This is a genomic window from Terribacillus saccharophilus (assembly GCF_002272745.1).
In the GTDB taxonomy this organism is placed as follows: Bacteria; Bacillota; Bacilli; order Bacillales; family Amphibacillaceae; genus Terribacillus; species Terribacillus saccharophilus_B.
The window spans coordinates 658,152-677,116 of the sequence record NZ_NPBD01000002.1 but is presented as its reverse complement, the minus strand read 5'-3'; the positions used below and the strand labels follow the sequence as shown (position 1 = coordinate 677,116).

The 18,965-nt window shown below is 38.7% G+C and carries 21 protein-coding genes, 1 pseudogene and 2 riboswitches; of the genes and pseudogenes, 14 read left to right on the top strand and 8 right to left on the bottom strand.

Translation table 11 applies throughout. The features are described 5' to 3' along the window. The first annotated feature begins 779 nt into the window (after positions 1-779). From CHH58_RS05200 to CHH58_RS05185, 5 genes are read left to right on the top strand one after another with little or no spacing between them, the layout of a single operon-like run. Positions 780-1,259: a restriction endonuclease gene (locus CHH58_RS05200; protein ID WP_095262126.1), complete on the top strand. Its 480-nt coding sequence runs from the start codon at positions 780-782 to the stop codon at positions 1,257-1,259. Between the two features lie 40 nt (positions 1,260-1,299). After that, positions 1,300-1,467: a hypothetical protein gene (locus CHH58_RS18320; protein WP_170937528.1), complete on the top strand. Its 168-nt coding sequence runs from the start codon at positions 1,300-1,302 to the stop codon at positions 1,465-1,467. A gap of 58 nt (positions 1,468-1,525) precedes the next feature. Then, the gene (locus CHH58_RS18895) at positions 1,526-2,017 is read left to right on the top strand and encodes a thermonuclease family protein (RefSeq protein ID WP_095262125.1); all 492 of its coding nucleotides are present in this window, start codon (positions 1,526-1,528) and stop codon (positions 2,015-2,017) included. A 20-nt stretch (positions 2,018-2,037) separates the two neighbouring features. Next, positions 2,038-2,262, top strand: a complete 225-nt coding sequence (locus tag CHH58_RS05190) for a hypothetical protein (protein WP_095262124.1) — start codon at positions 2,038-2,040, stop codon at positions 2,260-2,262. 24 nt (positions 2,263-2,286) lie between these two features. Further along, positions 2,287-3,249 carry a DNA/RNA non-specific endonuclease gene (locus CHH58_RS05185; protein WP_095262123.1) on the top strand — a complete coding sequence of 321 codons (963 nt, stop codon included), beginning with the start codon at positions 2,287-2,289 and terminating at the stop codon, positions 3,247-3,249. 400 nt (positions 3,250-3,649) lie between these two features. Here the strand turns inward: CHH58_RS05185 and CHH58_RS05180 are convergent, their stop codons facing one another. From CHH58_RS05180 to CHH58_RS05175, 3 genes are all read right to left on the bottom strand, one after another. After that, the gene (locus tag CHH58_RS05180) at positions 3,650-4,483 is read right to left on the bottom strand and encodes an RNA ligase family protein (protein ID WP_095262122.1); all 834 of its coding nucleotides are present in this window, start codon (positions 4,481-4,483) and stop codon (positions 3,650-3,652) included. 108 nt (positions 4,484-4,591) lie between these two features. Further along, positions 4,592-4,726: a hypothetical protein gene (locus tag CHH58_RS18740; RefSeq protein ID WP_283162797.1), complete on the bottom strand. Its 135-nt coding sequence runs from the start codon at positions 4,724-4,726 to the stop codon at positions 4,592-4,594. Positions 4,727-4,743: 17 nt separating this feature from the next. After that, on the bottom strand, positions 4,744-5,814 hold the full coding sequence (locus CHH58_RS05175) for a tetratricopeptide repeat protein (RefSeq protein WP_095262121.1): 1,071 nt from the start codon (positions 5,812-5,814) through the stop codon (positions 4,744-4,746). 216 nt (positions 5,815-6,030) lie between these two features. Here CHH58_RS05175 and CHH58_RS18315 point away from each other — a divergent pair, with 216 nt between their 5' ends. Beyond that, positions 6,031-6,171 (top strand): hypothetical protein, encoded by a 141-nt coding sequence (locus CHH58_RS18315; RefSeq protein WP_170937527.1) that lies wholly within the window; start codon positions 6,031-6,033, stop codon positions 6,169-6,171. 437 nt (positions 6,172-6,608) lie between these two features. Next, on the top strand, positions 6,609-6,944 hold the full coding sequence (locus CHH58_RS05170; protein ID WP_095262120.1) for a DUF4257 domain-containing protein: 336 nt from the start codon (positions 6,609-6,611) through the stop codon (positions 6,942-6,944). 378 nt (positions 6,945-7,322) lie between these two features. On the opposite strand, the gene CHH58_RS05160 is transcribed toward CHH58_RS05170, so the two are convergent. Together CHH58_RS05160 and CHH58_RS05155 are read right to left on the bottom strand one after the other, a co-directional pair. Then, the gene (locus CHH58_RS05160; RefSeq protein ID WP_095262118.1) at positions 7,323-7,784 is read right to left on the bottom strand and encodes a hypothetical protein; all 462 of its coding nucleotides are present in this window, start codon (positions 7,782-7,784) and stop codon (positions 7,323-7,325) included. A gap of 125 nt (positions 7,785-7,909) precedes the next feature. Then, the gene (locus CHH58_RS05155) at positions 7,910-8,155 is read right to left on the bottom strand and encodes a hypothetical protein (protein WP_095262117.1); all 246 of its coding nucleotides are present in this window, start codon (positions 8,153-8,155) and stop codon (positions 7,910-7,912) included. Between the two features lie 290 nt (positions 8,156-8,445). On the opposite strand from CHH58_RS05155, the gene CHH58_RS05150 reads away from it, so the two are divergent. From CHH58_RS05150 to CHH58_RS05140, 3 genes are all read left to right on the top strand, one after another. Beyond that, complete coding sequence (locus tag CHH58_RS05150) at positions 8,446-8,928, top strand: hypothetical protein (protein WP_095262116.1); 483 nt, start codon at positions 8,446-8,448, stop codon at positions 8,926-8,928. A gap of 102 nt (positions 8,929-9,030) precedes the next feature. Continuing rightward, complete coding sequence (locus CHH58_RS05145) at positions 9,031-9,702, top strand: response regulator transcription factor (RefSeq protein ID WP_141235084.1); 672 nt, start codon at positions 9,031-9,033, stop codon at positions 9,700-9,702. Between the two features lie 85 nt (positions 9,703-9,787). After that, complete coding sequence (locus CHH58_RS05140; RefSeq protein ID WP_095262114.1) at positions 9,788-10,678, top strand: hypothetical protein; 891 nt, start codon at positions 9,788-9,790, stop codon at positions 10,676-10,678. 479 nt (positions 10,679-11,157) lie between these two features. Here CHH58_RS05140 and CHH58_RS05130 read toward each other — a convergent pair whose 3' ends face one another. After that, positions 11,158-11,598 (bottom strand): cell wall-binding protein, encoded by a 441-nt coding sequence (locus CHH58_RS05130; protein WP_095262112.1) that lies wholly within the window; start codon positions 11,596-11,598, stop codon positions 11,158-11,160. Between the two features lie 326 nt (positions 11,599-11,924). On the opposite strand from CHH58_RS05130, the pseudogene CHH58_RS05125 reads away from it, so the two are divergent. Continuing rightward, positions 11,925-12,111 (top strand): annotated as a pseudogene (locus tag CHH58_RS05125) (YqzE family protein); the annotation flags it as partial. Here the strand turns inward: CHH58_RS05125 and CHH58_RS05120 are convergent. Both CHH58_RS05120 and CHH58_RS05115 read right to left on the bottom strand, forming a co-directional pair. Beyond that, entirely contained in the window at positions 12,112-12,951 is an 840-nt protein-coding gene (locus CHH58_RS05120) for a YqhG family protein (RefSeq protein ID WP_095262111.1), read from the bottom strand. Continuing rightward, on the bottom strand, positions 12,944-14,599 hold the full coding sequence (locus CHH58_RS05115) for a DEAD/DEAH box helicase (RefSeq protein WP_095262110.1): 1,656 nt from the start codon (positions 14,597-14,599) through the stop codon (positions 12,944-12,946). Before CHH58_RS05115 ends, CHH58_RS05120 begins: the two co-directional genes overlap by 8 nt. Positions 14,600-14,794: 195 nt before the next feature. Further along, a riboswitch (glycine riboswitch) is annotated at positions 14,795-14,882 on the top strand. A 3-nt stretch (positions 14,883-14,885) separates the two neighbouring features. Continuing rightward, positions 14,886-14,972: riboswitch (glycine riboswitch) on the top strand. Positions 14,973-15,038: 66 nt separating this feature from the next. On the opposite strand from CHH58_RS05115, the gene gcvT reads away from it, so the two are divergent. The 3 genes from gcvT to gcvPB are packed head-to-tail and all read left to right on the top strand — an operon-like array spanning position 15,039 to position 18,959. Continuing rightward, positions 15,039-16,139 carry a glycine cleavage system aminomethyltransferase GcvT gene (gene gcvT / locus CHH58_RS05110; RefSeq protein WP_249275034.1) on the top strand — a complete coding sequence of 367 codons (1,101 nt, stop codon included), beginning with the start codon at positions 15,039-15,041 and terminating at the stop codon, positions 16,137-16,139. Between the two features lie 14 nt (positions 16,140-16,153). Beyond that, a complete protein-coding gene (gene gcvPA, locus CHH58_RS05105) occupies positions 16,154-17,512 on the top strand; it encodes an aminomethyl-transferring glycine dehydrogenase subunit GcvPA (protein WP_095262108.1) in 1,359 nt (452 codons plus the stop codon). Then, positions 17,496-18,959 (top strand): aminomethyl-transferring glycine dehydrogenase subunit GcvPB, encoded by a 1,464-nt coding sequence (gene gcvPB, locus CHH58_RS05100; protein WP_095260685.1) that lies wholly within the window; start codon positions 17,496-17,498, stop codon positions 18,957-18,959. Before gcvPA ends, gcvPB begins: the two co-directional genes overlap by 17 nt. Positions 18,960-18,965 lie beyond the last annotated feature (6 nt).

Sequence of the window (18,965 nt, the reverse complement as noted above, 5' to 3'; positions counted from 1 at the left end):
ATTTAGGAGGGGTTTTAAAGATATATTAGAAAATCGACACAGAGCTTATTATTAATAAGGCATTCGGAAGATGATACAGAGAAACAAGCAGAAGCGGAAGTTTAGCCGTATAGGGTGGTTAAGATATCCAAGTTTATATAATATAGTTATAGAATGGGGATTAATCTATGAAACGCTTTTGGGATTTTATATCAAAGTATGGATTTACAATGTTTGTCGTACTTTATCTTTTACTACGTGACTACCCGTTCGGTGACACTTTACAAACGGTAGGTGATATCACTTTATTAGTAGCAATTATATTGTCTATTATAAGTTGGGTTATGAAAAAGAAAGTAGACAATGTGACGGGTAATACAAAATAGGCTTAGATTTCAGGTATTTGATGAGAAAATCAGCATAATTATATATCTGTAAATAACAAGAACCCCCTTTTCTAATGGGGGGTTCTTGTTATTTATAAGTTATTAGAATTTAGTTAGTTCAACTAAATGCGGTGTAATGCCTTAATCATATGCAGTTTCCTTACTGTTCACCAGTTTCAGCGTGCCGCTAACTACGATAATCTCTAAAATATAACGCAGAAGTACTGGAAGAAGGCTCTATTAACCTTTGTACTAGCTTATGACTTAAAGTACTGTAAGGTCTGCAGCAATCAGATATGAAATCTAATTTTTATAATTAAAAGATAGACAAGTGATGTCGATATAAGAATAAAAGGGAGCTCTAACTTAATTAATTGAGTAAGTGAACTTAAAAAGATTGGAATGTTATAACGGATGGATGGGTTAAGCACCTTAATCACTGGTTTAGTAGTAATGTTAGTAATTTATTGGTCAGTATATTTTATTACCACCGGCATTAAGATTTCTAGGATTAAAAAGAGTGGGATAAAAGACATAGACAAGATGAGTGGATCAAATTTTGAATTCTACTTAGCACAATTATATAAGAGTAGGGGCTATTCAGTTAAGATAACCCCAGGAAGTGGTGACTATGGTGCTGATCTGCTTATATATAAAAATAACGAGTATCGTGCCATTCAAGCGAAGCGATATAGTAAGCCTGTAGGTGTAAGGGCAGTGCAAGAGGTTATTGCTGCAAAGGTTTATTACGAGTGCAATGCTGGTACTGTAATTAGCAATAATAATTACACAAAAAACGCTATTATAATGGCCAACAAAACTGGTATAGAGCTTATTGGAAGAAACGAACTTATGAACATGATAATTGAAATGAAAAACACTAAAGCTGGTTGAATCATTCCTGCAAGAACCTATTTAGAAGGAGCATAACCGAATGCCTAAAAGAAGTATTGAGGAATCTATGAGAAGAGCACAAGCATCTAATGCCTTGTCAGGGAAATATGCAACTGAAGAACAAAGGAAGTTAATAAAGGCTAACCTAGAAGGTAAAATCACGGACGAAGAATTCCTAAAGAAAGTATTGGAACTAGCCTTAAAGTAATTACATCGAAAGAGGAGGGTTTTTGTATTAAGAAGATTCTGTTAAACTTAGTTATCTTATTATTATCTGTACTGGATGCTTAAGCGCAAATAACCCAGATGAAGAAGAACTTAGAGAAGAAGCTTTAGAAGCTATACCAGGTGATACAAAGGGAACAGTCACGCATGTTACAGATGGAGACACTTTTACAGTCGAATTAGAAAGTGGAGAAGAAGAATATGTTCAATTAATTTCGGTTAATGCTCCGGAAACATGCCATTACAATAGCCTATCTAATTGCGAGCCGGAACCTTTTAGTGAGGAAGCTGCAGCTTTCGCGAAGGAAACCCTTCAGGATGAAACTGTTTACCTGGAACAAGATGAATTTGACCGTGATCAATATGGACATATGCTGTTTTATGTGTACTTAGAAAGTACCGAAATGTATCAGAGCATGCTTTTAAGAGAGGGCTTGGCCGAGGTTGCTGTTCATGAACCAAATATTAAATATCAGCAAGAGCTTAAGGAATCTGCAGAGCAAGCCAAAACAGATAGTAAAGGAATATGGTAACAGTAACGGAGGAGAATGTAATGACGGTTAGTGAAATGATTGAGCTGCTAAAGAAGTGTAATCAAGAATCTGAAATCAAGGTACTTTTTCCTTTTCCAAATAGACCAACTGGTGGCCAATTAGAAGATATTTACGGAGTAAAGTCTATAATTGATCAAGACTCAAATAAAATTCATTACACTATTGATACAGGTATTGGAGAAGAAGGTCGATATCGCGCTTACATTTCTAATAAAGGCAATTAACTATGCCATTGGGAGAGTTCTAGAATGAAAAAGAAAATGAACTATTTAGTCTTACTTTTAACAATCATCTTCATGGTTGGTTGTACCAATGTAGAAGATGCAGCCACTACCGATAAAGAAACAGATCCAAAAGTAGCAGCCACAGAGAATTCAGATATAAAAAGTGAAAAGGAAGAAGCCGCTACAGATGTTGTGGAAGAATCAGAAGAAGAGGAGCCTGAAGTAGAGGAAACCACAACCAGAGTAAATGAAGAAGAGTTTGCGGGATACGATATCCTTGAAGTCGATGGTGGTGATTTGTCTGGATCTCGACAACCGAACGTAGTCGTTGACATTGGTTTTGGGGAACGTGTATATTGGGCGTTTACTAACGAATACGGGCAATTGGTACGTGTAATTGCTGATGAAATTATTATACAAGATGACAGTACCGAACCTGTAACATCGTCTGGCAGATACTACTCAGATGAAGCAAAAGTTCCTGGTGTCGAAAGAGCAGATTTAGATGAAGGACATATTATTGCTGATTCTCTCGGAGGGGTATCGAATGCTTATAATATTACTCCACAAGAAAGTACGCTTAATCGACATGGTGATCAAGCGTATATGGAAAAAAGTATCCGCGACGCAGGTGGAGCCACTAATTTTGAAGCCATTATCACCTATCCGGATACGGAAACGCAGATTCCTTCAAGTTATCAATATACCTATACTTTAATGGGTAACAAGATCGTTGATACATTTGACAATGTAAACCCTGATGAAGTAAACGAATCACTTGGACTAACCGAAAATAAGGACTCCGAGTCCGAATCAGCAAGTTCCTCCACAAATGAAGAGGATATTTCTAGTGTTGATACAAACGGTAATGGACAGGTTACAATCGCAGAAGCAAAAGCAGCAGGGTTCAGTATGCCAATAACGAGTGATCATTGGTTGTATAAGTATATGAAAGATAATGATAACGACGGTATGGTAGGCGAGTAAGCCTCTAGAATTTTAACAAATTGGTTCAGTTCAATATACTTGAAAAATTTGGAGCAAACGCTAATATAACCTTCCGAGGGGATCCTGCTGTCGTACAATTAAAAGCATAGTTAGAATTAGATAATAAAAAGGACTAATCACTGTTTTAGCGATTAGTCCTTTTTCATTCTTTCCTGCCCACATTTTAATGAGTCGCATAATGGGTTTGCGACCCCTTCTTATAACCCGTCAATAGGGGTGACGGCTCCTGTCTTATAACCCCGCTTCAGGAACTAGCGGCATTCTTTCAGTTGGCATACACTTAGAAACAAGCTAACACTAGGTCTTTCAAGGAACCCAAACTTACGCAGAAAGTTTCTATAAAGCAGTATACTGTATTTTGAGTATATTTTCCAATTGTTTATACGATTTTTGGGTTATTCCAACTAACAAATGAAGGTATTCGCAAATATCCTTTGCTGGTTAGGTTACGGTATTTTACTGTTCCTTGCAGGACCGGATCCAGATGGATGAAATCTTTTGTATCCTTAACAATATATTTCTGATATTCCGCGTAGAATTTTTTCTTATCATTCGTACTCATGAATTCGAGAATTCCTGCTGACGTGCCATCTTTAAAAGACATTAGGACACCGAATTTATCTTTGCGAAGTCCTGTAAAATAAACTTCTTCGAATTGATAATTTATCACCTTTAACCAATGAGGAGATCTTGTGCCTGGTTTATATAGAGAATCAGCCTTCTTTAAGACAATTCCTTCAAGCGCTTGAGCCTCTATTAATTCGAATAACTCTGCACCTTGACCTTCAAAATGCTGTACATATACAAACCTTTCATCTGCTGGCAGCACTTCCTGCAGCAACATCTTCCGATCGATCAAAGGCTTAAACATTACATTGGTTCCTTTATAGTAAAGAATGTCAAATACACAGTACTGCACGTGGTAATCTGTCTTACTCGAAAGAAAACGAGCCATCATTGCTTCGAAATCTGGTTTATCTTCTTCTCCCGGAACAATAATTTCCCCATCCAGGACAGTACCGTCTGGGATATCTATATCCAGCAACTCTTTGAAGCGGCTGGTCACTTCATTATTGTGTCGTGTATAGAGTTTTACGACCCCATCCCATTTGGAAAGGGTTAAGCGTATACCGTCGTATTTTAATTCGCTTAGGTATTCACCATCTGAGAATGCTTCGTCTGCGTTGTGCAATAACATCGGTGAAATGTACATATACAAACCCCCCCATTATATTCTAATAGGGGGTGAGCTTAATGTATCTAGTTGGTTAAAGGTAAATCAGGAAAATATGAGTACAAATACTGGTTAGACTAGATGTTATTAGAAATCAGTTAATTTGATAGAGTGCGGTGTAATACCTTTATCATAGGCAGTTTCTTTGCTGCTAACCATTCCAAGAGCCCCGCTAACTACGATTGTGGTAATCAATACTACAACAAACAATTTCTCTTTCATAAGAATCACCTCATTGTTTAATTTTTCTTCTCCATTATAGCAAGGGCGATTTTGTTATAGTGATTTGCTTCCTCAAAATTTGAAATACTTTCATAATAATCGGCCAATAATTTTGCGTAAACCGGAATATCATGATCCTTTTCATTGTCCAGGAAGTAATTGACCGCTTGAGAGAGTGTTTCCTCAAATTCACCAACTTCAAAGTGTGTGACTAATAATACGTTATAACGGTGAATGAAGTCTTGATTATGTAGCTTCGTTGCTAACTGAAGCCCTTCAGCTACATGATTGCTAGCTTCTTGCAGGTTATTGTTATGAACAAGGCTTTCGGTAAGATGGTAAAGAGACTCCAGCAAAAACGGCGGCTCTGTCGCAATTACCTGGTTAAAATATCGGATAGCTGCTTCATACATTCCTTGTTTTTTGTATAATAATGCGAGGTTATGATAAGCAATATATTGATACGTATCCTGGTTTAACTCCATATAATGCTTCAATCCGCTATGGATATATTCTTCAGCAAGTTCATAAAATCCAATGTCAGTATAATTAAGTCCTAATGAAACCTCTGCGTGGGCCAGCTGTTCCTTAAATACAGGCAGTTCCTTATAAAGATGATAAGCTTTTTCCAAATGGAAGAGGGACTTAGAGTTTAGGTCCATATGGTAATAAACAGTTCCCATCTCATACCGGTAGTCAGCTTCATCTGCTTGGTCGGTGAAGTGTCCGCTCAACTCTTCAGCAAGCTCATATTCCTTCAAAGCAGCAGAGAATTCATGCTTTCTATCATAGTACATACCTAAGAAGTAATGGAAATAGAATCGGAGCGGATCCGGCGCATTATCTATATCCTTCTGCAGTTCTTTCAATATGCTGAAAGCAGTTTCCCTTTCATTGCATAATAAATGATAGCGGCTTCGCATTAGGTTATAAAGAATATTATCCGACTTATCTAAACCTGTCACCAAGCTTTCCAGTTCATCTAGAAATGCTTTGGAAGCATCTTTTTTCTTCTGTTTAATAAGCATGTGCCAAATTTGAACGCGTTCTTGGAATTCTTCTGAAGTGATAGTGTTTATCTCTTTCATATTATACTCCTCTTATAAGAATCGACATTGAAAGCATAAGTAAATGATACCACTTTTAAATTAACCAAAAGTTGGGAAAGTGTAGTACTATAAGCGACAATTATATGGTGATTACACACCTAAATTTCTAAATTAAAGATACCGCGTATAGCTTTGGCTATTCATACAATCATGGTATGATTAATAACAACTTACAAGCGGAACGGAGAGATCAGTATGGAGCGTATGAACGCTACTCAATTAGAGCAGTACCAGTCATTAAAGAACTCCTTGCTGCAGGCAACCAGTGAATCTGAGGTCAAATATTTCGAAGAGCAAATACATTCGTTTCTTGATGAATTAGGTTTTCCTCAATAAAATGAAGAATAAACAAGACCAGGAGATAATCACCTGGTCCTTTTTTTCAAGCAATTCTCTCTTAAATCAAAGCATAATCATAGCAGCTAGAGAGAGAATCCAGAAGATTACACTAGGTTCTACTGATACTACTACTCCATCTAATCCTTTTTTATAATACACATTTATACCCCCTTTATCTTTATACATTTAATTTACTATAAAAAAAACGAGCTACCGGTCACATTCTTATCAAGGAGAAAAAAACTTTTAATTTTTCTACATTATTAGTAAGATAAAGAAGTAAACTCTTTATTTTTTCATTTCATTGCGACCATTCTATGGTTAGCTGTATCACAAAACAAACTCAAAGCGATCTTTGGATCGATGTTTAAGCTTTTTTGCTTATGCATCCTCCTAGATCGCTTTTTTTGTTTTGCAGAAAGGAGGGGGCTTAAATGATCAAATTAGTACTAATGGCAGGAATTATAGGCGGGGTAACCGGTGTTATATCTCATCTATTGAGAAACGGTAGAGTCCTAATTTATCCAAAAAGAAAACAGAGACCGAAAGGATTATATCTCGGGTTTATTGCTGATTTTCTGTTTGGATCCGCGGCAGCTATTTTTGCTGTAACATACCTGGTTTCTGACTCATTTGATGTAAAAACTATAGTAGGAATTTCTATCTTAGCTGGACTTAGTGCAGAGAACATCCTTTTACAAAAGGAATTGAACACTGAGCGGACAAAGATAGAGAGTATGGACAGGATTAACGAACGATTAAGTAAATAAAATAAAGGGAGAGTTGAACATTGGTGAATAAAGAACTTAATCGAAGCGATAAGCAGAAGTTAAGAGAGTTAATGGACAAACTTCGGAACGCAAGTACTGTAAGGGAAATTGTTCAGTATGAGAATCGAATAAACAGTCTGCTGGACCAATCTAATACCAGGAAGTTCAGAGTTAGAAAGGCGTACTTTGAAACTCCTACATACAGCGAGGTTAATAATAACAATCTTGAAAGAGTATAGATAAAAAAGGCGGCTCACTTCATGTGTAGCTGCCTTTTTTGTACGGAGAGAAAATATGAAAGCAACAAATATCTATCAAAGATCAGGTTTCACAGACACTAAACTAATTAGATAAAGGGCCTAGAGAGAATCCAACACATTACACACCGCTATTACTCCTTGCTTCTTCTAATCTTGCATTTAATATGAAATTAATAGCATCTAAGCTTCGTTGCTTAGATAGATCTCTAATAGCTATTCTATCAATTGTTTTTTCAACGCTTCCTGTATTTATAATCTTGTAAGTAAATAACCCGGATAAAACGAACAAAATCATTAATAATAGTAGTAATAGAACCTGTACCGGCTCTGATAAATTTCCTATCGGGAACTTGCCGATTAAAGCAAAAGCAGGGATAGTAGCTGTGAATACAGTAGTTGCTAGTATTATTTTTGTAAGGACATGAACTGGTGCTATATATGCACTTAATCTTAACTTAAGGTCAGTTAAACGCTCCGAATCGAATTTTGATAAGTAGTCATATAATTCCTGATCAGTAAAGTTATGAGTTTGTAAATTACTCAATAATGTTTTCGTATCTAATGTTGTAGGGCTCTTCAAAGTCTTACCTTCCTTCTATAATTTTGCGTTACATATGTGTGTTGCTAGAACTTAAATTCTCATTTATTATTTAGGATATGGCAACCCATAAAGGTATGATTAATATCAATTTAAAGGACTAAGCTTTAATTATAGTGAATACTACGTAAGCCTAATCCAGCAATCACTGAAAATAGGATAATACCAACGACAATTATTAAAAGGGCACCTAATACAAAACCAGATACTACCTTGAAGAAACCCAGAGGTGCTTTAATGCATAACGCAATAGCAGAAAATATTGCTATTATATTTAAATAAAAGTTGAATTCATAAAAAAAGAATAAGTAAAGTGATGATATTAATGAGAATAATCCATAATATTTTTTCATGATAGTCCCTTCTTCATCCCACTATATCCAGATTAAACCATAATTTGAAATAAAGAAACAGGGAAATCTAAGTTCTCCCATATGGAGAAAAAACAACAATATGTGAACAGAAGCATTAACATAGGGGATAGGATATTCACTATGTTAGTTCATTTATATATAAATTACATACAATACCAAATCAAAATATAGTATAATCTTAGTAAATACATACGTTAGGGAAAAGCCCGATTATTGCATTCTATCCAATGCATTAATCGGGCTTTTTTCTATCTGTTAGGAGAGAAATAATGAAAAAGTTGAAAGTTATAGTTATGATTTTGATGGTAAGTGTCCTATGCGTAGCGTGTTCATCTAAAGAGAAGGAGGAACAAACTGCAGAAGCTGCTGCAGGGCAAGCAGAGGTTGATTATGGAAAACACCTGGGACAGGTATTTTCCACCTCAGAGAAGCTGTTATCTTCTCTCAATAGTGCTTTAGATGGTCTTTATAAGGGTACTACCTCAGAAGCTCAGCTAAAGAAGATATTATCCGATAACGTAATTGATGACTCCAGGGAACTAGTAAAAACTGTAGAATCATTCGACGTTGATCCGAGTTTCTACGCGGTGGATCAGCTTGTAAGTGAATATATCAACATGCAGCATTATTTATTCCAGGATGCGATGGAAATGGTCAATCAAGAGAAACTGGATAAGGATAAAATACGTAAGAGTGTAGAGGAACTTAAAGCGATGCAATCAGAAATCAATAACCAGTGGCAACAACTATAATCCATAAATCACCCATAATTGGGTGATTTTTCATTGCTGCAATCTTACAAATAACAGTTAATATTTAGTAATATTAAGCTAGAGTTAGAGAGGGGAACATTAGTGAACAGGGACACGATAGAGATATGTATAATTGACCCGCAACCATTGTATAGAGAGGGAATAAAACTAATTTTATCCAATTGCAAGAACATAGTCATTAAAGCTGAGGGAGGCAATATCAGGGACGTAGAAGAGATATTAGATTATAGCGGCTCTACCATACTCTTATTTGCTACAAAGCATTCACGCGATCTCCAGGACATTGAAGTTATAAAAAGATATAATCCACACTTTCGGATAGTTTCATTGTCGGAGTACATTAATGAGAATATTGTTACAGAAGCAATTAAAAAGGGAGCGGATGGATTTATAGTGAAAGATAAGGCTGGTTCAGAGGATCTTATTACTGCAATACATTCCTTACATAATGATGGGTGTTATTTACATCCTTGTATCACCAAATTTGTTATAGATGAGTATAGGAAGCTTGTATTTAATACCGACAAGGAAAGCTACGTTAATAGTGTTTTGGGAGGTCAGCCTAACCTGACTACGAGAGAGGAAGAGACTTTACAGCTCCTGGCAGAAGGTCTCACAAACAAAGATATTGGGGAGAAATTAAACATTAGCGAAAAGACAGTGAAAAATCATGTAAGCAACTTAATGAGAAAATTGAATGTTAATGATCGAACCCAGGCAGCAGTATTGGCATTCAAAAACAACTGGATATAAAAATGAAAAGTCTCTGCATATGTTTTAATTTTCCATTACAATAAATATATAGGGGAATTAAATAATTGATTCAGGAGATGGTAATTTGAGATTAGCATATTCAAAAGTTAAACCGGGTAGAGTGACCGCTGAAGAAGTCGACAACAACCCTCACCTTAGAGAACACTTAAAATGCCTTTATTGTCCAATTAAAGTTACGTTCAATAGGAGTCACGAACGAAGCGCGGGGAAAGAGAAAGTATTTGTACGAGCTACCTTTAAGAAAGATAAAGGTAAAGAACATGAAGAATGTCGATATAATGCTAAATACCAAATGGACATCCTAGCTAGAGAATCAGATAATAATGTCTTTAAAAGCCTTGAAAATAACCAATTTGAATTTAGGCTTAATATGATGCACAACGAAATTAATCTGATTAAAAATAATCCAACTGATATCAAATTTTCACCAACAGAACGCCCTGTTAAACAAAACTATGTTAGCACTGGAAGATTAGATTCATATTTAAGTACTATGAATAAGATTATAGAATTAAGAAATGAATTAGCAGATGATCATGAAGATTTAACTTCTATAGTAAAAATCAAATATAAAGATAAAAAAATAAGTTGGAACAATTTTTATTACGACAGGAATCGCTATTCAGAAGCTTTTAATTATCTATCTCAAAATAAGGTTCCTATATGTATTGAAGGGACGGTTCATAGTATTGGACCATCAAGATATGATTATGCTATAAAACTTGTTCATGGCAAGTGGATTAAAGAGGATGGAAAAAATCTAGTACCAACTGTCACAGTCTACTTTAAAGAGAGTTTAAAAGACAAATTCAATGTAAAAGAAGGAGATCATGTCGCAATATCTACGATTTTTAAAACATCCAAAGGTGAAGTAGGAGATAAAGCGTACCTTAACATCGTGGGTAATCTACATACTATTGGACAATTGCATGTATTTAAAGAAGAAGATCAATGACGCTAATTTCGTCATTGGTTTTTCTAGTTTACATAAGATATATTATCGGGAGTATTGAATTGGAAATAGAAATTATATTTTAAAATAGACCTATGCTATTAAAATATTTTGTAATATTGATATATTCTTCTTAACAATATTTTAACTAAAAAATATAGAATAGATAAAGTATAATTAATGCTGTTCCACCAAGACTTAAACCTAAAAGAATTAAGTAACACTATTAAATTATGTAATTGGGGGTGAACTGTGAGGTATAAATTGATCGAGACACAGAAAGAATACAATGACTTTCTCTTAAAGATATATGACTTAAAGAATGAACTACAGTTTAATTACTATCTTAGCGAACTACCACATGTGAAACTTCCACAATTTAAATCTTTCATACTTTTTCATCTAAAAGATATTCGCAACGGAGTATATGAAAAAGCTGCCCCTTAACGGAGCAGCTTTTTTCTTTAACAAAGAAATTTTGGTTACTGTTTTTTTATTGTAAATGTGTTGGATTCAACGTAACCTACATCTTTACCGTTTTTAGACAGATTAGCACCTACATATGCATTTCGATCTTGTTTTTTCCAAATGCCGACATTTAGTGTTAATTTCTTCACTGGTGTCTTATTGCTAAAGTATCCACTTACGTAAGGAACAGAATATGAGGTTAGTTGCCTTGGTTTAACCCCTGCAGTGTAATCCAATTTTCCACATTTTCCATTTTGTTCAATCGTGAAATCAACTGTAGTTGCACGTTTAGTATATGTAGAAGCATCATTCCATATTCTTACTTTACAACCAGAGCCTGCTGACGATACGCTTTGCCAAGATGATGTAGCAGCTTCAGAATTAGCTGGTGAGATAAAAAATGATACAGCAAGAACTGTAATCAGAACAGCTAATGTACTTTTAAATTTTTTCATAAATTAATCCTCCTTTTCCATTAATATAACATATTTATGGAAAACATATCAATATTTTTAGTGAAACAATTTTTTTGTATAGGAATAATCGTTTAGAGCTTATTTTAAATTTAAAATCATTTAACAAAATTTTTAGAAGATATATAGTTTATGTCATATTTTAAAATTTTAAGTAATATTACTACTCATCTTGAGTCGTTATAATTCTTTAGCATTTATTGGAGCGGGTTCATTTTTAATTAATTTAACCTAATTTCAATATGATTTGTATGGAAAGAAATGAAATTGGCTACGCTACAAGTAAAAGTAACAGGGGGCTATAACTCATGTCTTCGAATGATTATTTCCGATTCGTAACCCAGGAGCTGGTGAAAAAGATGGATGCACCGAAGCAAGAGAAGAAAGAGAAGGAAAAAGAAAAACACCAGCTGCACGGAAAGTGGTTTGGTGTTTTGCCATTTGCTTTCAAGCTGTTCTTCCGTAGTCGTAAAAAGTAAGAGGCCTGAACATAATTCAGGCCTCTTTTTTATGGAGCAGTTTCCGTGCAGTCTCTTCAGAGAGATAGAATATGCCGGCATTGATTGTCTCCATTTTAATGGATGGGACTAGTCTTTTATGCACTGCATCGAGCTCGTTTTTATACAATGCAGCTCTTTCTTCGAGGATTTCCGGTTCGAGTTCTTCCTGATTGCTTTGGTTGAAAAAATGCGCCAGTAAATCTTCTTCTTGTTTGAGTGTATCTTTTGTCTCCTTCACCCAGCTGTCATCGATAGTATCCAGATAGGTATGCATATAACTGCTTATTCTCTGGTAGCCGCTCTGATATCGGATGATAGGGGAGAGGCAATAACATTGATCACTAATTTGCTGTTTGAATTGCACCTGAGAGAAGTTCTCCATCCAATCAGTTGCGAGCTGTCCATTCAATAGCTGTAATCCAACAGAATGTGTTTCCGTACGCTTGCGTTTACCGGAGAAATGTACGCTCATATTGCGGATGAGCCATGGATACAAAGGTGTCCGGGAAGCTGTATCCACCTTTTCATAAAGACGAGCAACTTGGGCGGATTCGCGAATGAGACGGAAAATCTTATGCAGACGAGGGCTGCCGAAATGAATATGTTCTGCTTTTTCGGCTGTCTCGTTTGGGTCAGTTAAGAGGGTTAGCTCCATAGGATCGCCTTCTTGACCAAGTCTTTTCTTATATCGCCAATAAAACGGGCGATTCATCAATTCTTCATCCAGTTCTGGAGTCAGCAGGAAATGGAGTAGCCCTTCTTTTTCCTCTATTAGCTGACAGCCATTTGTAAGGAAGAATTTCTTCAGAAACTGATGGAGTGTGTGTCTATCCATGTAATTTATCCCTTTCCAGCTGTTCACCTGTCTCGGTTATAACCGCAGTCAGATTATCAAGTTTTACTTTAATTTCTCCTTCGGAACGGGAGTCGGCAAAAATTCGTTTGATCTCTTTTTCTACATCAGAAACTTGCAGTTCGGCAAGGATATGATCGAGATTTCCGATTACCCGCTCGAATAGGTTGATTTTCTTATAAAGCAATTCCAATATGTGCGCTTCGAGTGTGTTGCGTACGGCAAAATTATAGATTTGTACATCCTTTTTCTGACCAAAACGATGAATCCGGCCGATGCGCTGCTCCAGCCTCATTGGATTCCATGGCAAATCATAGTTAATCATATTGCTGCAAAATTGGAGGTTAATACCTTCGCCGCCAGCTTCGGTCGCAATCAGAACTTGTGCGTGTTTTTCGAAGAGCTCGCGCATCCAATCCTTTTTACCAGCCTTAAAGCCGCCTCGGAAAGGAACTGACGATATATCATGCTGCTTCAGTGTCCATTGCAAGTAAAATTGTGTTGCTCGATATTCTGTGAAAATGATGAACTTTTCACCTGGTGGGGCAGCTTTGATCAGTTCTACCACTTTCAGTGCCTTGCTATGCTGTGGCAGCTTTTCGATTTCTTTCATCACAGGCAAATAAGCATTACCTGTTTCCGGATTCTCCTCTACCATTTTTTTCATAGATAAGTATGCTGCTTCCCTGGAGCTGCATAGCTCGCGGAGTAGGGTTATTTTTGCAAAAGTCGCTGCGGCACTGGTGGAATCTTGCATATTCTCATACACTTGCCGCTCTTGTTCGGTAAAATCAATCCAAATAGTTTCCACTTTTCGCTTGGTCCATTGCAGTCCTGTTTCTTCCCGCCGGTTACGTACCATCACTTTGCGGATTAGTTCCTTTAAGTAATGATGCTCTTCTGCATCTCTTCGGTCATCTCCATATGTATCTTTGAATTGCTTATAGCTTCCAAGGTAGCCAGGCTTAAGCAAGGATACGAGATTATAAATATCACTCAGTTTGTTTTGGACAGGTGTAGCGGTCAGCAGCAGACAATATTTCTTCTTAAGCGATTGGATAAAAGCATAATTTTTTGTCTGGCTGTTTTTCAGTTTATGAGCCTCATCAATTAGCACGAAATCATAGTCCTGCTCCAGGATGATTTCCCTGTGAGGGGAGCGTTTTGCTAGGTCGATGGAGGAGACGATTACATCGTAATGCTCCCACACGTATTGTTTTCGCTGGGAGGCGGCAGGTATATGGAATTTAGAGTTCAATTCGTTTACCCATTGGTTAACTAGAGACGCCGGCACGAGCAGGAGTACTTTTTTCACCAATCCCCGAATCATCAATTCTTTCAATACGAGACCTGCTTCAATTGTCTTTCCAAGACCAACTTCATCTGCCAAAATGGCACGTCCGTTCATTTCTTCCACCACTCGCCGGCTTGCTTCCAGCTGATGGGGATGGAAGGTCATATGAGGCAAATACCCGGGTGCAACCAACCCGGTAAACGTATCAATATTCGTTTCTTTGGCTGCTGTATAAGCCATTTGGAAATGCTCCCATGAGGCTGTTTCTCCTTCTTGCTGCAAAACATCATCCATCATGTCGATGAAAGGTTTATCATCTTTTATATGCACCTGCATAGTAATTTCATCTCCTTATTCTTCGGAGTTTCATTTAAAAAGCCGAAAAAGATAGACACATTCTAAAAATGTTATGTTATAATGAGGCTGAAACCAGACATTATTAATATTTTTTATCAAAATGTTTGGATTTTGCTTTTTTATAGGTTGATTGTCTGTTAGTATGCCCGCGTTTTCCAATTTCATAAACCGCGAGTGAATGTTGGAGGAGAGACCGCTATATGCGGCGCCGAAGGAGCAAATATTGAGTGAATCTCTCAGGCAAAAGAACTCCAACAGGACGCAACTCTGGAGAGTGCTTCCGTAGTTGAAGCCACCCAAGAAGCAACTATGGTCCAAGGACGATAAGAAACTTTCTGGTAAATGGACAGAGCCCCTCAAAGCTTTTTCGAGGTGGCTCTGTTTTTTGTTGCGAGGTACATAAGAGAGGAGCAAGATGATGAGTGAGTTGAGAAGAACCCCGCTTTATCCTGCTTATCAGGCTAACAGCAAGACGATCGATTTCGGCGGATGGGAACTGCCAGTCCATTTTAGCAGTATCCAGGAAGAGCATCATGCAGTGCGTCAAGCAGCTGGCTTGTTCGATGTTTCCCATATGGGTGAGATTTTAGTTGAAGGACCAGCGAGTAAAGACTTCCTGCAGTATGTCCTGACGAATGACATTGAACTGCTTGTTCCGAACAAAGCACAGTACAGTGTGATGTGTTATGAAGATGGCGGAACAGTAGACGATTTAATCGTTTATATGCTGGAAGAGAACCGTTATCTGCTGGTGGTCAATGCTAGCAATACAGCAAAGGATCTGGAGTGGCTGCTAACGCAAAAACGAGATGGTGTCAGCATTGAGGATCAGTCTGAGGCGTATATGCAAGTTGCGCTCCAAGGGCCTCATGCGGAGCAAATCCTGCAGCAGCTGACAGATGAAAAATTGTCGGAAATTTCATTTTTCCGATTCGCTTATCCAGTGCAGCTGGAAGATGTGGAAGGAGATTTCCTTATCTCACGCACAGGCTACACAGGTGAAGATGGCTTTGAAATCTATGGACCGGCCGCAAGCGGGCAAGCTGTTTGGGAGCTGTTGCTGGAAAAAGGTAAGCAATTCAATCTTCAGCCTGTTGGATTGGGTGCAAGAGACACATTACGCTTTGAAGCGAATCTCCCGCTGTATGGAAATGAATTGTCGAAGGATATTACTCCGATCGAGGCAGGTATTGGATTTGCAGTGAAGACGAACAAATTTGCCGACTTCATCGGTAAAGAAACCTTAAAGAAGCAAAAAGAGAACGGAACAAAGAGAAAGCTTGTCGGCATTGAAATGCTGGAAAAAGGTATACCGCGCCATGGATATCCTATCTTCAGCGGCGGCGAACAAATCGGTGAGGTAACGACAGGAACGAAGTCACCGACTCTGGATAGCTATATAGGTCTTGCGCTCGTACAAGCGGATGCTGCCGAAGAAGGCAGTATTGTGAACGTGAAGATCCGAAAGAAACAGTTGCAGGCCAAGATTGTTGCAACACCATTCTATAAACGGAAATAGAAGGAGGATACAGCATGGATTTCAGGTACTTACCGATGACTGAGCAAGACAAAAAAGAAATGCTTCAAACGATAGGCGTGAAAGATACGGAGGAGCTTTTCTCTGATATTCCGGAGGAAGTTCGATTAAAGGGACCGCTTCAGATCAAAGAGCCGAAAAGTGAAGGAGAACTGAAAGCGGAACTTGCAGCTTTGGCAAGTCGGAATGTGACGATGAAGACACATGCTTCATTCCTTGGAGCGGGTGTATACGATCATTACATCCCTTCAATCGTGGATCATGTAATCTCCAGATCTGAATTCTATACAGCTTACACGCCGTATCAACCAGAAATTTCTCAAGGAGAGCTGCAGGCAATCTTTGAGTTTCAAACGATGATTGCCGAGCTGACAGGAATGGATGTAGCAAATAGTTCCATGTATGATGGCGGAACGGCACTGGCAGAGGCAGCGACATTAAGTGCTGGTCATACGCGGAAGAAGAAAATTGTTGTATCAGAAGCCGTTCATCCTGAATCTCGTCAGGTGATCGATTCTTACGGAAGAGGACAGCATTTGGAAATTGTCACAGTGCCGCATAAAGATGGCATGACAGACTTACAAGCACTGGAAGATGCAGTAGACGCGGATACGGCAAGTGTTATCGTGCAATATCCGAACTTCTTCGGACAGGTTGAACCGCTAGCCGATATTCGTAAAATCATTGATGCACAGCCGAAAGCGATGATGGTTGTCTCCAGCAATCCGTTGGCTCTAGGATTCTTGACACCGCCAGGCAGCTTCGGAGCAGATATTGTCGTTGGAGATACACAAGTATTCGGTATCCCGGCACAGTTTGGCGGACCACACTGCGGCTATTTCGCAAGCTCAGCAAAATTGATGCGTAAGCTGCCGGGAAGACTTGTCGGTCAAACGAAGGATGAAGAAGGCAGGCGTGGCTTTGTTCTCACACTCCAAGCTCGAGAACAGCATATCCGCCGAGATAAGGCGACATCAAATATTTGTTCCAATCAGGCATTGAACGCTTTGGCTTCTTCGGTGGCAATGAGTGCACTAGGAAAAAAAGGTGTAGCTGAGATGGCTCACTTGAATATACAAAAAGCACACTACATGAAAAAGCAGCTTGAAGCACACGGGCTGCAAGTCATCTTCCAAGGCGCATTCTTCAATGAATTGGTAATCAAAGTAGAAGACGATGCAGATGCACTGAATGATTATCTGGTTACACAAGGGTTTATCGGGGGGTATCACTTGGGACGGACGGATGATCGTTTGAAGAACCACATACTTGTTGCTGTGACGGAGCAGCGCACAAAGGAACAGATTGATACATTCGCAAGAAAGGTGGCGGCAGTCCATGCAAAACAATACTGATTTCCCATTGTTATTCGAACAAACGAAGCCAGGCAGAACAGGATACAGCTTGCCGCCGCTGGATGTTCCGGAAATGGATCTTTCGGAAGTTTTCGAGTCAGATTATATCCGCAGTGAGCCAGCAGAACTTCCGGAGCTGAGCGAGCTTCAAATCATCAGGCATTATACAGCTCTATCAAGAAGAAATTACGGCGTCGATTCCGGATTCTATCCGCTCGGCTCTTGTACGATGAAGTATAATCCGAAAATCAATGAAGATGTTATCCGAATGGAAGGATTCAGCCATGTGCATCCATATCAGGATACGAAAACGGCACAGGGTGCACTGGAGCTTATGTTCGATCTTCAGGAGCAGCTGAAGGAAATTACCGGCATGCACGAAGTTTCCTTGCAGCCTGCAGCAGGAGCTCATGGGGAATGGACGGGACTGATGATGATCCGTGCCTTGCATGAGAAAAATGGAGAGACGCAGCGTACGAAGGTTATCGTGCCGGATTCAGCGCATGGTACGAACCCAGCTTCTGCAACAGTTGCTGGATTCGAATCTGTAACAGTTAAATCCAATGAAGAAGGACTAGTAGATTTGGATGATTTGCGTCGAGTCGTTGGAGAAGATACTGCAGCACTGATGCTTACAAACCCGAATACACTCGGTTTGTTCGAAAAGGATATTTTGGAAATGGCCAGAATTGTCCATGAAGCGGGCGGTAAGTTGTATTATGATGGTGCAAATCTGAATGCCATCATGGGTTATACAAGACCTGGAGATATGGGCTTTGATGTTGTGCACTTGAATTTGCATAAAACGTTCACTGGTCCGCATGGCGGCGGGGGCCCAGGATCTGGTCCTGTCGGCGTTTCAGAAGAGCTCGCAGCCTTCTTGCCGAAGCCGGTCGTACGCAGACAAGGAGAAGAAATCATTCTTGACGAAGATCGTCCAGACTCTATCGGTCGCGTGAAACCTTATTATGGAAACTTCGGTATCAACGTTCGTGCTTATACTTATATCCGGACGATGGGACCAGAAGGGCTGAAACGTGTAAGTGAATATGCTGTCCTGAATGCAAACTACATGATGCGTCGCTTGAGTGAAGCATTTGATCTGCCGTATACACAGCACTGTAAGCATGAATTTGTTCTTTCCGGACGCAGACAGAAAAAGCTAGGTGTCCGTACGCTTGATATCGCGAAACGATTGCTTGATTTCGGGTACCATCCACCGACCATCTACTTCCCGCTTAATGTTGAGGAAGCACTGATGATTGAGCCAACCGAAACAGAAGCAAAAGAAACATTGGATAGTTTCATTGATACGATGCTGGAAATTGCATCGGATGCTGAAAGTCATCCAGAAATCGTGCAGGAAGCACCGCACACGACGGTAGTAAGCAGAATGGATGAAACGACTGCCGCCAGAAAACCGATTCTTCGCTATATACCAGAATAAAAAAAG